Origin of the sequence: Methylocystis sp., from assembly GCF_050246715.1 — a bacterium.
Taxonomy (GTDB): Bacteria; Pseudomonadota; Alphaproteobacteria; order Rhizobiales; family Beijerinckiaceae; genus Methylocystis.
Genome location: NZ_JBFWVN010000006.1, coordinates 62,512 through 77,618 on the forward strand (window position 1 = coordinate 62,512; position 15,107 = coordinate 77,618).

Genomic DNA, 15,107 nt, shown 5'->3' on the forward strand with positions numbered 1-15,107 from the left:
AGAGCCGCATTATCGGCCGGCTCGCCTTGTCAAATATCGCCTCGGTCGTTTTGGAGTGCGCCGCCTCTATAGGAGTCGCGCCACTCGAGCGCTCGCGAAACGCGCCACCTTACAGCCGGCGTTCCCGGCGTCATGCCGCGCTTTCGCGGAATCGATGGCGCTCGCTTTCCATCGTCCCGCGACGACCGTGCTCCGTCCGACGACGATCGCCCATCCGCTGGCGCAGGGCGGAACCTAAATTCGAATGTCGCTAAAGGACTCGATGCGACGGGCGCCGACCGTCGCGGCTTCCTCTCTGTCCGCGTCCATCAACGGTCCGAAGTCCAGCTGCGTCAGTTTCGAAATGTCGGCGACCGACACCTGAAACACTTTGACGTCCTCGTCGGTGAATCTTTCTTCGATGCGATCAATGTTCAAAATTAAATTTCGCTGGCTCATGATGAACGCCAGGATTTTGAGTCCGTCATCCTCCCTGGTGACGAGAATTTTCCAAAAATACTTTGGTATGGGGAGGCCCCCAAACTTCGGATCCGTATGCGCGGGAGCGTTGGGATCGGGCAATTGGCTTCCCTCCGCGTCCGGCCCGTCGAATATTGGCCCATTCATGACGATGCCCTTTTCGCGATTGCGCAGCAATGTGTCGCGCGTGTAATCCTCAAGACCGAGCCACAATCTCCTTCCCTGATTGAACGAAAAGAATTGCGGCGAGCAATTGGTGAAGTGGAAAGAGTCGTTGCCGTGCTCTTTCGCTTCGTCGACGCTGCTCCCCCATGTCGCGTCGAGCCGCCGAACCAGATGGCCTCGATCGAACGGATTGGCGGTCCGGTCGGCCTCGAATGTCGATTGCCGGCCATAAAATTCATTGCCGGTCTGAAATGCGGCGTCGATCCGCGGATCGAAAAACCAAGAATCGCCCATGCGCCTGCCGACATCTTGCTGCTCGCTTGCGTCGATGTTGACGACGCTGAAAAATGCGAGCTTTCGCCGCTTGTTCATAACGACGCTGTAATTGAAATATTTCAGCTCCGACTGCGCGGCTTTTCCCTTGAGGGTCGCGACCTCCGATTTCAGAGAAGCGGGGATTTTTGGAAGCGGCACGCTAAATTTGCCTGAACCCAGAAAATTCGGCTGATATCCAGGCCGCGAGCCCAAGGTGGTTTGATCGATTGTCACCGCCTCCACGGTCAATGCGTCCAGAGCTGGGACGGGGATCGCATCGGCTTTGCCGGTCTCGACGGGGCTAATGGTCGCTTTCGGACTGGTCGCCGCCAATCTGCGTAGCTCGATCGGGATACGAAGGGGCACGACAAGGGAGGCTGTTTCGCCGTCGTCCTCGATCCACATTTCGGCGCGTTCGTTCTTCGCGGCGATTGGCGCCATGACAGACCTTTCGATCGTCGCTTGCGCGCGTTCTCCGCTTTCCAGCGCCGCCTTCACGAGAGGATGCGAACCCATGGAGGCCTTAAGGTCCGCAACAATTGAACTGACCCGCGCGCCTTCATTCGCGATCCAGTCGATCGCCGTTTCGTCCCTCGTCTGGTTCCAGACCGTGCCGTCGATGCAAAGGATTTCTCCTTTGGCGTTCTTTTTCGGGACGCCGCTGTGATGAAGCGCGACGACCTGCCAAAAGCGATTGAAGGCGGGCGATCCTGACGATCCGCTCGTTGTGTCGGTCATATACCAGACGAAGTCGCCGAAATATTTGAGGAGCTTATTCTCGCGGACGCAAATCTGCTTTGTCTGCCCGCCTGGATGCTGGATGATGGTGAGATATTCGCCCGGGTCGCCTTTGCCGGGGTCGCCGTTCAGCGGCAGCCAGCCCCAATCGGACAGGCTTCGTCCGCCGTTGCGCGAGACCGGCGCGACGGCGACGACGGAATAGTCCAGCTTGTCATTTGTGTAAAAGAGCTTTGCGGGCTCGAAGCCGAAATGCACGCTCGCTCGCTCCTGGCCGTCGAGATCGAGTTCGTAATCAAAATCGGCAATCGAGTTGACGGCGTCTTGGGCGGCGCCGAAGACATGATGATTGGTGATCAGGACGCCGGGCCCAATCAAAAAGCCGGAGGCATAGCCGAGCAGATTTGAGTTGGCGTCATTCAGCTGTATGCGGCATACGGCATGCGAGGCGCGGACGCCCTTGAGCAGATAATTGACGCTGTCGAGATCATTGCCGTTGATGATCCGCTCAAGGCCAATTTGCGCCCTTATCGGGTCGCCGTCATATTGCGCCAGAAGCTGGCGTCGGCGAACTTGGAGCTTGACGCCCGACATATCAATCGGCCGGCCATCGCCAAGTTTTTTATCCATTTCAGCTGGCGAAAAATCGGCTTTCTTGAAGCGTTGCTCGGAGGACGCCATGACAGAAGGCTTGATCAGCATATTTCTTGCTCCTGAAAATTTGACGATCCATTCCATAAAACAGCGCGCTGAGTGTTGTCCTAAACCGGACGCATATCAATAGCCTTGCCCAGCCAAGAGCGTTGGGCTGGAGGAGTCGGCGCTATATTTGAGCTATAACGCAATTATGCGTCCAACCGCTTCGAAACTCGCGGCGCGCGACAAGCGTGCTCGAAACGCATTAAGACGTCATGCGCCGTGAAATTCTCGCCTCCGCCCCTTCGCTCCCTCTCTTCCGCGAGCGGGCGCCGTGGTTTGGCGGCGATCTGCAGACGTTGCGCAACATCATCATCGGCGGACCGGCGGAGCTTCCCGGAGGCGAGCGGTTGCTGCTCGCCATGCCGGACGGCGACAGGCTCGCGGCGCGGCTCGATCGGCCGGCTTCAGATACGGGCGCGCCGCTGATCGTTCTGGCGCATGGGCTCGCCGGCTCCGAATCGAGCCTGCACGGAATCGCCACCGCGCGCTATCTCGTCGACGAGGGCTGGAAGGTGCTGCGACTCAATCTTCGCGGCTCGGGGCCGTCGCGTCCGACCTCCGGTGGCCGCTACCACGCCGGCAAGACCGAGGATCTGGCCGCGGCGCTGCGCGGCCTGCCCGCCGATCTCCTGCGCAACGGGATCGTGCTGATCGGCAATTCGCTCGGCGGCAATCTCGTGTTGAAATTCATCGGCGAGGGCGGCGATGATTTACCGATCCGCGCCGCTGTCGCGGTGTCGACGCCGATTGATCTCGCGGCGACCTGCGCGCGGATGATGGCGCCGCGCAATTTCGCCTATCATCGCTATATGCTCGATCAGATGAAGCGCGAGGCGCTGGCGCCGGACGCCGAACTCACCACGGCTGAGCGCGCGGCGATCGCCGGCGCGCGCAGCGTCTATGAATTCGACGACCTCTTCGTCGCGCCGCATTTCGGCTATCGGGACGCGCCGGACTATTATGAAGCCAACGCCGCGAAGAATTTCCTCGCCGGCGCCGCGCTGCCGACGCTGATCCTGCATGCGCTCGACGATCCCTGGATTCCGGCGGAATGCTATAAGGCGATCGACTGGTCGCGCCTGCCGATGATCGACGCCGTGATCGCGCAAGGGGGCGGGCATATGGGCTTCCATGACGCGGAGAGCCTCACGCCATGGCATGATCGCGTGACAGCGCAATGGCTCGCGCGGCAAGGTCTCGGCCCTCGAGGCCTGCTCAAGACGGAGTAGGGGCGGCGGAATGGATGCGCGCCAGACGATGCTGTTCGGCGATAAGGCCGACGACTATCGCGCCTTTCGCCCGCAATATCCGGATGCGCTTTTTTCCTTTCTGGCGGGCGTCGCGAAAGCGAACCGCCTCGCCTGGGATTGCGGCGCGGGGAGCGGGCAGGCGGCGTTGGGCCTGTCGCGCCACTTCGCGCGCGTGCTCGCGACCGATGAAGATTCGCGCCAACTCGCGCGCGCGCCGAAAGCGCCGAATATCGATTATCGTTTGGCGCGCGCGGAAGCCGATCTCGGCCTGCGCCAAGAGGTCGATCTCATCGCCTGCGCCTGTTCGATCCACTGGTTCGACCTTCCAGGATTTTATGAGAATGTGCGGCGCGCCCTGCGGTCCGAGGGAATCGTCGCGGCATGGACCTATGACTGGCCATGGACGCACATCGCGCCGATCGATGCGATTCTGAGCAGGCTCAAGGACGATATTCTCGGTCCCTTCTGGGGCGAGAACGCGTCGCTCTATTTCAATCGCTATGAAACGCTGCCGTTTCCGTTCAGAGAGATCGAAAGCCCGTGGTTTCATACGCCGGTCGCGCGCACGAAAGGCGAATTGGTGAACTTTCTCAGGACCTGGTCGGCGGTCGAGAAATACCGGCTGCGCCACGACCGCGATCCCTTGGCGCTGATCGATCAGGAGCTCGAGGACGCTTGGCGCGCGCATCCGCCGACTCTGCCGTTAGTTGTGCCGCTTTACATGCGCTGCGGCGTCAACGCGCCATAAGCTAAAGAATTGACACGCGCTATTCTGCGTCTCGCCTTGAACTTTCCCTAAATTTGCCCGTTTCGTGACGACGATGAGCAGATCGTCGCGTTGAGCCGATGCCATGTGTCTCCGTTAGGAGATCGTTCAGCATAAGGATTGCAACATGCTCGAGGCCGGCAGAATTTACAAAGTCACGACGCTCGTGAATAGCGAAGGCGCCTGGGACGAGGAAAGCGACCTTTGGACCGTCACGGCGGTCGAAGGCACCTGCGCCAAGCTCAGCAATGACGCTTGCGAGGATCGAATCGTCGATACCGCGTCCTGGAACTTCGTCAAAGCCGAAGCGGTCGAATAGCAGCGACCGAACGCTGAGCGTTACAGGGAACGGTTTGTTCCGGCGGGAATTGCGCTTCCGGCCGTCGGCCGCGCGTTGCGCGCACGTCGGGAATGGCCGGCAAGCCGGTTAGATTGAAATTGTATCGCCGGCGTCGCGGCTCGCTTTGGCGAAGGCGTTCGCCTTATCCTTGGATTAGGGCTGCTCCATCAACTCCTCCGCGGAAAGCCGCTCGAGCGCCTGTCGGCTCTTCTTCGACGCATAGCTTGGATAGGCAAGCCAAACGATCCCGGCGAGGCAGATGAATGTCATTGCGCCGAGCAGGAAGGCGTCGTTGAGCGCAAGGATTGCCGCCTGCTGACGGATAAGCTGCGCCGCCCGGCTCTGCGCGGCCCCGGGCGAGAGGCCCATCGCCTGCATGCGGTCCAGAAACGCGGTCAACAGATCGAGCGAGGCGAAGCGCCGGCCGCCGAATTGATCGGCAAGGTCGAGCTGATGGAACGGCGTTCGGCGGAAGAAGACAACGCCCAGCAGCGTAATGCCGAAAGCGCCGAACACCGTGCGCAGCATCGCCAGCTCCTCCGCCGCGCGGATCAGACGTTCGCCGGCAAGACCGGTCATGGCGAGGGTCGCGAGCGGCGCAAAGAACATCGCGAGCGAGAAGCCGAAAAAGAACATCGGCGTCGTCACATTGTCGAAAGAAGCGCTCTTGTCGTAATGGCCGAGCCAGACGAAAGTCACGGCGAAACCGGTGAAGTTGAAGAACGCGATCAGGCGCGCGTCGACATTTCTGGTCAGTTCATGCACCACGGCGGCGGCGGCCATCGCCAGAAAGATCATGGCGAGATAAACCATGCCGGCGAGCGAAGAAGTGTAGCCGAGCAGGAGCTGCAGTTGAACGACGAACAGGGAAAGCAGGCCCTGAATCACCAGAAAGCCGACCAGCGAACAGAATGTCGCGATCGCGAAATTGCGGTGCAGAAACAGTCTAAGGTCCAGCGCCGGCCGCCGTTCGCCGAACTCCCAGATGATGAACGTCGGAAGAGCGAGCAAAACGACCAAAAGCAGCCATGCGAGCAAGGGCGAGGCGAACCAGTCGAAATCATTGCCCATGTTGAGGATCGACTGCGCGCTGACAAAAACCGTCGCGAGCAGAAGAAAGCCGATCGTATCGAAGCGCGCGATGCGGCGCTCGAAGCCGCGCTCGTAAAATAGCGCCAAAATCACTGCCGCCACGGGCAAAACGACGACGACATTGGAATAAAACAGCCAGCGCCAATTGAAAAATTCGGCCCAGAAGCCGCCCATGAAGACGCCGATGGTGAAGGGCGCCATGCTCATGACGCCCCAAAAGCCGACGCCGAGCGTGCGCCGGTCATCGGGATATTGCGCGAGCGTCACCGACTGGGCGAGCGGCAGCGCGACGCCGCCGGCGAGACCGAGAAAAAAGCGCATGAGCGCAAAGAAGTAGATCGTTTCGCTCGCCGCGCACATCAGCGAGAGGATGGCGTAGATGACGAGCGCGCCGATCAATACGCGGTAGTCGCCAAACCGTCCCGAGAACCACCGCGACAACGGGAGACCGAGCGCAATGCCGATCATGTGGTCGGTCGTTGCCCAGGTGCCGTAGCTCGGCGTCACGCCCTGGAGGCTGCCGGCGGCGTAGGGCGCGAGCACCGTATAGCCGGGCACGTTCGAGAGCATGACGACATTGGCCGCGCCCGCCGCGCCGTTAAGCAGCAGGAAGCGCCAACCTTTCAGTCGCGTCGGCTCGTTCATGATCGCCTTGCTCCGCACGAGCGCTCCCGCCGGGCGGACTTAGGTGCTTTGGGAGGGCGCAACTTCATCTTTTTCTCGCCTTGCGCGTGCGACTCATTGCGCAAAACGACGCGGCTGTCACCACAGAGGCGAATGGCGAAAGGCGCCGCAAGCTTGTCAATGGCCCTCCAGATCGGCGATAAAGCCGTCTGGAAGGGGAGAAGGCGCGTGACGGGAATCTGGTTTCAGGCGGCGCTGATATTCGGTCTTGCGCTCATCTCCACGACGATTGCAGCGAGATTTCGAATCTCCACCGCCTTGACCGAAATCATCGTCGGCATGTGCGCGCGAACGATTTTCGCCGCGACCGTCGGCGCCGAAATCTTCAGCGCCCAGGAGCCATGGGTTAAGACGCTTGCCGGACTGGGCGCCATCGCGCTGACGTTTCTTGCGGGCGCCGAACTCGATCCCGTCGTTTTCAAGCTGAAGTGGAAAGAGGCGGCGGCGATCGGCGCTGCGAGCTTCCTTGCTCCCGCTATCGGCTGCTGGGCAGTCGCCCATTATCTTCTGAGCTGGGAGAATTCGCCGGCGCTGCTCGCCGGCATCGCGCTCGCCGCCACCTCGGTCGCCGTCGTCTATACAGTGATGATGGAATATGGATTCAACCGCACCGATTTCGGCAAGACGATTCTCGCCGCCTGTTTCATCACCGACCTCGGCACGGTCGTGACCCTCGGTCTGGTGTTCGCCCCCTTCACCTGGAAGACCGCTCTGTTTGTCGTCGTGGTCGGCGCGGCGTTTATTGGATTGCCGCGGGCGACGCCTGTGATCTTTGCGAAGTTCGGCGGACGCCCTTCCGAATTCGAGACAAAATTCCTGTTCTTTGCGCTGATGGCGCATGGCGCGCTCGCGACTTGGGCGGGAAGCGAGGGCGTTCTGCCCGCCTATCTCATCGGCATGGCGCTCGCTGGCTCGGTCGGCCGCGACCACGCGCTCATCCGCAGATTCCGCGCGGTCACCATCGGACTGCTGACGCCTTTCTATTTCATCCGGGCCGGATATTTTGTTTCGATCCCGGCCGTTCTCGTTGCGCCGCTCGGCGTCGCCGCCTTTCTCGCCGTCGAGATGGCGACCAAGGTGATCAGCGTCTATCCGGTCGCGCGCCGGTTCGGCTCGCCGCACAAGGACGCCATGTATACGACGCTGCTCATGGCGTCCGGTCTCACATTCGGCACGATTTCGGCGCTGTTCGGCCTGTCGAACAACATTATCGACGAAAGCCAGTATTCGACGCTGGTCGCGGCGATCATCGCGACGGCGATCGTGCCGACAATGATCGCAAACAGTCTTTATTTGCCGCGCCATTGGCTCCCAGAAAATGCGCCGCCGAGTCAATTGAGTGGCGCAGACCAGGAAACGGAGCCCGTTCTGGAGGGATAATTGCGACTTGATTCCCGGCGTTCACGATGCAATCAACGCCCCTTGTCGCTCGAAGGAGCGCGCCCGCTCCAGCCGCGCGCTTGCGCTCCGCATAACTTCGAAGCGCCGAAAAAAAGGAAGGATAAGGTGAATGCGCATCTTAGTGAGGTTATCGGCTCTGCTGGCGTTATTTGCGGTCGTGCCGACTTTCGCTCAAGGGACGGCAGAGCAGCGCGCGGCTTGCGAAAGCGATGCGCATCGCGTTTGTGACGCGTATATTCCCGACTCCATCGCCATCGAACGGTGCCTGAGAGCCAATGCGGGTTCGATCAGCGCCGCATGCCGCGCCGAGCTCGGACTCGCGTCAGCGGCGCCCGCGGGCGGCAAGCGGCGCAGGCGCTGAAAAGCGCGGCGCTAAGCATTCAGGTCGCGAGGGCGAGTCGATTCTCGGCGAGCCGCGCGGCCTCGGCGCCAGATAACATCGCGCCATTGAAGCCATGTTCGCCGCCGAACGCCGAGGCGAGATAGAGCCCGCCGATCGGCGTGCGCGGCGTGCGTGGAAATCCCATCAATATCGGCGCTTCGGCAGGCAGCGCCGCGAAGCCGTAGACCGCGCCTTCTGGCGTATTGAGATAGCTCGCCATCGAATAGGCGTTGAGCAGCATCCGGGTCGTCACCAGTCCGGAAAATCCCGGATAGTCGCGGTCGAGCGAGGCCTGTATGGCGTCGAGCCAGCGTTCGCGCCGCGCGACCGCTTCTTCGCGCGGCAGATCGCGCCAATTGTCGAGGCGATCGAGCCCGAGCACGCTGACGAGGATCGGCGGTTCGTCCCAAAGACCAGAGTCGACCGCGGTGAAATTGGCGATCGTATGGAGCGGCAGGGCGCCCTTGGGGTCTTCCGCCATCGCGCCCGCCCCGTCGCCATATTGATCGAAGCGGCGCATGTCCGGCGGCAGGACCACGGTCGTGAACTCAGTCAGCCCGACCGTCGAAGGTTTCGCGCTCAAGCCGAAATTCGCCGCAAACAGCGACGTCGAAACCTTGCGGGCGCCGAAAGCCTCTTCCACTTTCGCGCGCGCGGGCGCGTCCATCATCCCCGCCGCTTCCGAAGGCGCGCAATTGGCCATGACCACGCGCGCTTCAATGCGCTCCTCGCCCTGGCCGTCGCGCCGCGCGACATGGCGAATCGCGACGACGGCGCCGTCCGCGTCCGTCTCGATGGCGTTGACCAGTCGGCCCAGGCGCACGACGCCGCCCGTCTTGGTGATCGCCTTCGCCAGCTTCAGGCTCAACTGCCGCGAGCCGCCTTTGATATAGGCGCCGCCGGAGGCGATGTAGCCGCCCTGGGCGAGCGCGTAGAAAATCCACCACAGCCGGCGCGGATCGTCGCCGTAATAGGCGAGATTGGCCCCAAGCGCGCATTTTAGCGCCTCGCAGCCGGCGAAATCTCGCTCCATGATCTCATGCAAGGAGTTCTGCCAACCGGCTGCCGCCGGCGCGACCTCCCACAGACCGCGCGCGAATTTGGCGAAGGAGGCTTCCTCGCGCGCCTGTTTCAACGTCCACAGCGCGTCGTGGATTTGCTCGACTTCGCCGAGAAACCGTTGAATCCCCGCGCGCTTATCGGGGAATCGGTCGGCAAGCGCCTCATAGGCCGGACCAAAGCCGAAAGGCAGTTCGAAAGGCTCGCCGACCGGGCCGCCGCGCACCTTGTAGAGGGCGCCGGTTGGCAGAAATTCGATCTCGTCGAGTATCCCCAGCCGGCGCAGGATGTCATGCTTCACGTCGCGGGGATTGCGTGCGTCGGAGGTCTGGTGGAGCGACGCTTCAACGGTCAGCGGCCCGACCTTATAGACCGAGGCCGCGCCGCCCAGGCTGAAATTGCGTTCGAGCAGGCAGACGCTGTAGCCGGCATGGGCAAGCAGCGCCCCCGCCGTCAATCCGCCCAGTCCCGAGCCGATCACCACGGCGTCGTATTTTTTGTCGCTCATTCTCGAATCGTCATTTTTGCTGGAGGACGATCACTCTATCCCGCCCGGCGCCTCTGGCGAAAGTCGGCGGTCGGCATAAGATGGCTCCCAAGCCGAAGAATCTTTGGAAAATGAGGCGGTGGCGCATGGCCGACGAGAGCTTTCCCGTAACCCATACCGACGCCGAATGGCGCGCGCTGCTCACGCCCGAGCAATATCAGGTCATGCGCGGCCATGGCACGGAGCGCCCGGGCAGCTGCGCCCTCAATCACGAGAAGCGCGCCGGCGCGTTCAATTGCGCCGGCTGTAGCCAGCCGCTGTTTCAGTCCGGCGAGAAGTTCGAAAGCGGCACCGGCTGGCCGAGCTTCTTCGATCCGCTTCCCGGCGCGCTTGGCTCGACCGTCGATCGCAGCTACGGCATGGTGCGCACGGAAGTGCACTGCAGCCGTTGCGGCTCGCATCTCGGGCATGTCTTCAATGACGGACCACCGCCCACCGGCCTGCGCTATTGCATCAATGGCATCGCGCTCGACTTTCAGCCGGAATAGGGCCGAACGACTATTGACCATCGCGATGGGCCGATAGAGTCAAGGATGCGACGCTGACTGCGACAATTTTTTTAAGGGGCGCGTCTCAGCGACGCGCCGCCTGCTCGCCTGCAGGTCCTTCGGATAGGCAAGGATGGGACGGAACGGCGCCTCGCTGCGCGTCACGCGCCTCTCCAGACCCGCCGCATTAGCCTTTCGGATGTATGGGAAGCGTCATGATTCCTGTAACGAATGCGCGGATTCGGCGAAACGGAAGCGGCCCGCCGACGCCTATTCGATGGGGTGGTTGAAGTATAGGCGCGCGACCGGCTTGTCGAATAAGTGATCCAACTGGCGCGCGCCGTCGAGCGAGGGGCGACCGCATTGCGGCGCCGTTGGCGACGAGGCGCCGACTGCGGTTTTGCCGGCTTGACGAGCAATTTTGATTCCCGTCATACGGAATGTCCGCCATTGAATGTTTCAGTAAGCGGATTCAGTGCGCGTGTCGGCTTGTTGCGGCGAACGCGGGCCTTGATGCGCGGATTGGAGAAAACTACGGTCGCAAAATAAAAGGCTGCAGCCTGACATCGGCAGGATTTCAGCCCGGTCGACCGGGGAGCGGTTCGGCGGCGCCGACTCGTTTCTCCAGTGACCGAAATAACGAATTCTGGGCCCTGAGCGACGCTGGCCCGAGAGGGAGTGGACTGCATGTCAGAAAGGTCAGCCGCCGCGCCAGGCGCGAGCGGAAAAGACAATCAGCATCTTGCGCCGAAGTCCGACATCGAGATTTCGCAGGCCGCTAAGATGCGGCCAATCATTGACGTCGCCCGCGACAAGCTCGGCATCCCGGCCGAACATGTGCAGCCCTATGGCCATTACAAGGGCAAAATCTCCCTCGACTATATTTCCTCCCTCGCGGGCCAGGCCGACGGCAAGCTGATCCTCGTCACGGCGATTACGCCGACGCCCGCCGGCGAAGGCAAGACGACGACCACCGTGGGACTCACCGACGGTCTCAATTACATCGGCAAGAAAGCGCTGTGCTGTCTGCGCGAGCCGTCGCTCGGCCCGTGCTTTGGCGTGAAGGGCGGCGCGGCCGGCGGCGGCTATGCGCAGGTGGTGCCGATGGAGGACATCAACCTCCACTTCACCGGCGACTTCCACGCGATCGGCGCGGCGAACAATCTGCTCGCGGCGCTGATCGACAATCACATCTATTGGGGCGGCGAGCCTAAGATCGACTCGCGCCGCGTCTCGTGGCGGCGCGTCGTCGACATGAACGACCGCGCCTTGCGCTCCGTCGTGTCATCGCTCGGCGGCGTCTCGAACGGTTTCGCCCGCGAGGACGGATTCGACATCACCGTCGCCTCGGAAGTGATGGCGATTTTCTGCCTCGCCTCGGATTTCGCCGATCTGCAGCGGCGGTTGGGCGACATCATCGTCGGCCAGACGCGCGAGAAGAAAAGCGTGCGCGCCTCCGAACTTAAGGCGGCGGGCTCAATGGCGGCGCTGCTTAAGGACGCGATCGCGCCCAATCTCGTGCAGACTTTGGAGAACAATCCAGCGATCATTCATGGCGGCCCCTTCGCCAATATCGCGCATGGCTGCAACTCGGTCATTGCGACCAAGGCCGGTTTGAAGCTCGCCGATTACGTCGTGACCGAGGCGGGCTTCGGCGCCGATCTCGGCGCCGAGAAGTTCTTCGACATCAAATGCCGTAAGGCGGGCTTGACGCCTGACATCACGGTGATCGTCGCGACGATCCGCGCGCTCAAAATGCATGGCGGCGTCGCCAAGGACGATCTGAAGGCCGAAAATGTCGCGGCGGTCGAGAAGGGCTTCGAGAATCTGAAGCGTCATATCGGCAATGTCCGCAAATTCGGCGTGCCGGTGCTCGTCTCGATAAACAAATTCTCGTCGGACACCGCGGCGGAGATGGCGGCGCTCGACAAGCTCTGCAAGGCGGAAGGCGTCGAATGCGTCGTCGCCGACAATTGGGGCTCCGGCGGCGCCGGCGCGGCGGACCTCGCCAACGCCGTCGTCAAGACGATCGAGACGCAGCCCTCGAACTTCAAGCCGCTCTATCCGGACGACATGCCGCTTGCCGACAAGGTGCGCACGATCGCCAAGGAGCTCTACGGCGCCGCCGACATCTCCTACGACTCGAGCATCAAGGCGCGTTTCGCCGAATTGGAGAAGGAAGGCTTCGGCAAATTTCCCGTCTGCATCGCCAAGACGCAATATAGTTTCTCGACCGATCAGAACGCCAAGGGCGCGCCTTCGGGCTTCACGATTCCGATCCGCGAATTGCGTCTGTCGGCCGGCGCCGAGTTCATCGTGGCGGTGTGCGGCGACATCATGACGATGCCGGGATTGCCGAAGGTTCCTGCCGCCAACAACATCTATGTCGATGAGTCCGGCCGCATCGCCGGACTGTTCTAACCCATTCCCGGCGCCGCTGGCGCCGCGCCCTCCAAATCCTGCGGCTCGAAAGGAGCATAAGAAATGTTGAATTCCAGAATTCCCGGCAAGAATTTTCTTTTTGTGCCGGGTCCGACCAATCTTCCCGATCGCATCGTGCGGGCGATGGCGGTGGCCTCCGAAGACCATCGCTCGCCGACCTTTCCCGACCTGATCAAGCCGCTGTTCCCGGGTCTAAAGAAGGTGTTTGGCACCGAGAAGGGCCACGCCTTCATTTTCCCGGCTTCAGGCACGGGCGGCTGGGAAGCCGCGATCACCAACACGCTGTCGCCCGGCGACAAGGTTCTGGCGCAGCGCTTCGGCCAGTTCTCCCATCTGTGGATTGACCTCTGCAAGCGCCAGGGCCTGGACGTCATCGTGCAGGAGCGCGAGTGGGGCACCGGCAATGATCCGGAGCTGATCGAAGAGACGCTGAAGGCCGACAAGAATCACGAGATCAAGGCGGTTCTCGCCACGCATAACGAGACGGCGACCGGCGTCACCTCCGACATCGCGGCGGTGCGCAAGGCGATGGACAACGCCAAACATCCGGCGATGCTCTTCGTCGATGGCGTGTCCTCGGTCGCGTCCATGGATTTCAAAATGGACGAATGGGGCGTCGACGTGATCGTGTCGGGCTCGCAGAAGGGCTTCATGCTGCCGGCCGGGCTGCTGCTGATGGCGGCGAGCCCGAAAGCGATCGAAAAGGGCAAGACCAACAAGGGTCGCCGCGCCTATTTCGAATTCCAGGACATGATCGCCCAGAACGCGATCGGCTATTTCCCTTATACGCCCTCCGTGCCGCTGCTCTATGGCCTCAAGGAATCGCTCTCGATCCTGTTCGAGGAGGGCCTCGATCAGGTTTACAAGCGCCACCACCACCTCGCCGAGGGCTGTCGCGCCGCGGTCGCGGCATGGGGCCTCAAGTGCTGCGCGAAGGAGCCGAAGTGGAATTCCGACACCGTCACCGCCATTGTGGTGCCGGAAGGCTATAACGCCGCCAAGGTCATCGAGACCGCTTACAAGCGCTACAATCTCGCGCTCGGCGCCGGCCTCTCGGAAGTCGCGGGCAAAGTGTTCCGCATCGGCCATCTCGGTGATTTGAACGAGCTGATGCTGCTCGGCGCCATCGCCGGCGCCGAAATGGCGATGCTCGACAACGGCATCAAGGTGACGCCCGGCTCCGGCGTTGCGGCGGCGCAGGCGGTCTATCGCGCCAATCCGCTATTGAAGATGTAAGTCGGCAATAGGCAGTCGGCAGTCGGAGAATATCGACTGCCGAAGCCCGATTGCCGACTGCCGACAAGAATGAATGACGTGAGGGGAAACTGGGGACATGTCGCACAAAATCGTCTTTCTCGATCGCGAAACGCTGGACGCCAATGTGCGCAAGCCGAATTTTCCTCACGACTATACGGAACATGCGCAGACGGCGCCCGACCAGATCGTCGAACGTCTGAAAGGCGCCACGATCTGCATCACCAATAAGGTGCCGCTGCGCGAAGCGACGTTGAAGCAGCTTCCTGATCTCAAGCTGATCGCCGTCGCCGCGACCGGCACCGATGTGATCGACAAGGCCTATACGAGCGCCAACGGAATTGTCGTCTCCAACATCCGCAACTACGCCTTCAACACGCTGCCCGAACATGTGTTCGCGCTGCTCTTCGCGCTGCGCCGCAATCTGATCAATTACTATAATTCGGTGCGGCAGGGCCGCTGGGGCTACGCCAATCAGTTCTGCTATTTCGACTATCCGATCTATGACATCGCCGGCTCGACGCTGGGCATTGTCGGCTATGGCGCGCTCGGCAAGGAAATCGAAAAGCGCGCGGTCGCGCTGGGCATGAAGGTGCTGATTAACGACGTGATGGACCTGCCGAACAAGGTCGACGTCGCGACCATTCTGCGCGAAGCCGACGTCGTGACGCTCAACCTGCCGCTCACGTCGGAAACAAAGAACATGATCGGCGCGAAGGAATTCGCGTCGATGAAGAAGAGCGCCTGCATCATCAACACTGCGCGCGGCGGGATCATCGACGAGCAGGCGCTTGCCGACGCGTTGCGCAATGGCGTCATCGCCGGCGCCGGAATGGACGTTTTGACCGTCGAGCCGCCGAAGAACGGCAATATTCTTCTGGACCCGACGATTCCCAATCTCATCATCACGCCGCATGTCGCCTGGGCCTCGAAAGAGGCGATGCAGGTTCTCGCCGACCAGCTCGTCGACAATATCGACGCCTTTGTCGCCGGCAGCCCGCGCAATGTCGTGACGGGGTGAGGACG

At 61.7% G+C, this 15,107-nt stretch carries 11 protein-coding genes; 8 read left to right on the forward strand and 3 right to left on the reverse strand.

The features are described 5' to 3' along the window. Window positions 1–234: 234 nt before the first annotated feature. Complete coding sequence (locus tag AB7I51_RS04535) at window positions 235–2,379, reverse strand: DNA/RNA non-specific endonuclease (RefSeq protein WP_428402986.1); 2,145 nt, start codon at window positions 2,377–2,379, stop codon at window positions 235–237. Between the two features lie 209 nt (window positions 2,380–2,588). Here AB7I51_RS04535 and AB7I51_RS04540 point away from each other — a divergent pair, with 209 nt between their 5' ends. From AB7I51_RS04540 to AB7I51_RS04550, 3 genes are all read left to right on the forward strand, one after another. Beyond that, window positions 2,589–3,605 (forward strand): YheT family hydrolase, encoded by a 1,017-nt coding sequence (locus AB7I51_RS04540; protein ID WP_428402987.1) that lies wholly within the window; start codon window positions 2,589–2,591, stop codon window positions 3,603–3,605. A 10-nt stretch (window positions 3,606–3,615) separates the two neighbouring features. Further along, on the forward strand, window positions 3,616–4,374 hold the full coding sequence (locus tag AB7I51_RS04545) for a class I SAM-dependent methyltransferase (protein ID WP_428402988.1): 759 nt from the start codon (window positions 3,616–3,618) through the stop codon (window positions 4,372–4,374). A gap of 145 nt (window positions 4,375–4,519) precedes the next feature. Continuing rightward, window positions 4,520–4,711, forward strand: coding sequence for a hypothetical protein (locus tag AB7I51_RS04550; protein ID WP_428402989.1), 192 nt, complete (start codon window positions 4,520–4,522; stop codon window positions 4,709–4,711). 174 nt (window positions 4,712–4,885) lie between these two features. Here AB7I51_RS04550 and AB7I51_RS04555 read toward each other — a convergent pair whose 3' ends face one another. Further along, on the reverse strand, window positions 4,886–6,469 hold the full coding sequence (locus AB7I51_RS04555; protein ID WP_428402990.1) for an MFS transporter: 1,584 nt from the start codon (window positions 6,467–6,469) through the stop codon (window positions 4,886–4,888). 159 nt (window positions 6,470–6,628) lie between these two features. On the opposite strand from AB7I51_RS04555, the gene AB7I51_RS04560 reads away from it, so the two are divergent. Then, window positions 6,629–7,888: a cation:proton antiporter gene (locus tag AB7I51_RS04560; RefSeq protein WP_428403014.1), complete on the forward strand. Its 1,260-nt coding sequence runs from the start codon at window positions 6,629–6,631 to the stop codon at window positions 7,886–7,888. Window positions 7,889–8,289: 401 nt separating this feature from the next. On the opposite strand, the gene AB7I51_RS04565 is transcribed toward AB7I51_RS04560, so the two are convergent. Then, window positions 8,290–9,858 carry a phytoene desaturase family protein gene (locus AB7I51_RS04565; RefSeq protein WP_428402991.1) on the reverse strand — a complete coding sequence of 523 codons (1,569 nt, stop codon included), beginning with the start codon at window positions 9,856–9,858 and terminating at the stop codon, window positions 8,290–8,292. 125 nt (window positions 9,859–9,983) lie between these two features. Here AB7I51_RS04565 and msrB point away from each other — a divergent pair, with 125 nt between their 5' ends. From msrB to AB7I51_RS04585, 4 genes are all read left to right on the forward strand, one after another. Beyond that, a complete protein-coding gene (msrB, locus tag AB7I51_RS04570; RefSeq protein ID WP_428402992.1) occupies window positions 9,984–10,385 on the forward strand; it encodes a peptide-methionine (R)-S-oxide reductase MsrB in 402 nt (133 codons plus the stop codon). A gap of 687 nt (window positions 10,386–11,072) precedes the next feature. Then, on the forward strand, window positions 11,073–12,806 hold the full coding sequence (locus AB7I51_RS04575) for a formate--tetrahydrofolate ligase (RefSeq protein WP_428402993.1): 1,734 nt from the start codon (window positions 11,073–11,075) through the stop codon (window positions 12,804–12,806). A 63-nt stretch (window positions 12,807–12,869) separates the two neighbouring features. Continuing rightward, entirely contained in the window at window positions 12,870–14,063 is a 1,194-nt protein-coding gene (locus AB7I51_RS04580; RefSeq protein WP_428402994.1) for an aminotransferase class V-fold PLP-dependent enzyme, read from the forward strand. Window positions 14,064–14,160: 97 nt separating this feature from the next. After that, window positions 14,161–15,102 carry a D-2-hydroxyacid dehydrogenase gene (locus tag AB7I51_RS04585; RefSeq protein WP_428402995.1) on the forward strand — a complete coding sequence of 314 codons (942 nt, stop codon included), beginning with the start codon at window positions 14,161–14,163 and terminating at the stop codon, window positions 15,100–15,102. The last annotated feature ends 5 nt before the right edge of the window (window positions 15,103–15,107 follow it).

Coding starts and splice junctions, on each gene's coding strand:
- AB7I51_RS04550 (WP_428402989.1), top strand. CDS start 4,520: ATGCTCGAGGCCGGCAGAATTTACAAAGTCACGACGCTCGTGAATAGC.
- AB7I51_RS04545 (WP_428402988.1), top strand. CDS start 3,616: ATGGATGCGCGCCAGACGATGCTGTTCGGCGATAAGGCCGACGACTAT.
- AB7I51_RS04560 (WP_428403014.1), top strand. CDS start 6,629: ATGGCCCTCCAGATCGGCGATAAAGCCGTCTGGAAGGGGAGAAGGCGC.
- AB7I51_RS04575 (WP_428402993.1), top strand. CDS start 11,073: ATGTCAGAAAGGTCAGCCGCCGCGCCAGGCGCGAGCGGAAAAGACAAT.
- AB7I51_RS04580 (WP_428402994.1), top strand. CDS start 12,870: ATGTTGAATTCCAGAATTCCCGGCAAGAATTTTCTTTTTGTGCCGGGT.
- AB7I51_RS04535 (WP_428402986.1), bottom strand. CDS start 2,379: ATGCTGATCAAGCCTTCTGTCATGGCGTCCTCCGAGCAACGCTTCAAG.
- AB7I51_RS04540 (WP_428402987.1), top strand. CDS start 2,589: ATGCGCCGTGAAATTCTCGCCTCCGCCCCTTCGCTCCCTCTCTTCCGC.
- msrB (WP_428402992.1), top strand. CDS start 9,984: ATGGCCGACGAGAGCTTTCCCGTAACCCATACCGACGCCGAATGGCGC.
- AB7I51_RS04555 (WP_428402990.1), bottom strand. CDS start 6,469: ATGAACGAGCCGACGCGACTGAAAGGTTGGCGCTTCCTGCTGCTTAAC.
- AB7I51_RS04585 (WP_428402995.1), top strand. CDS start 14,161: ATGTCGCACAAAATCGTCTTTCTCGATCGCGAAACGCTGGACGCCAAT.
- AB7I51_RS04565 (WP_428402991.1), bottom strand. CDS start 9,858: ATGAGCGACAAAAAATACGACGCCGTGGTGATCGGCTCGGGACTGGGC.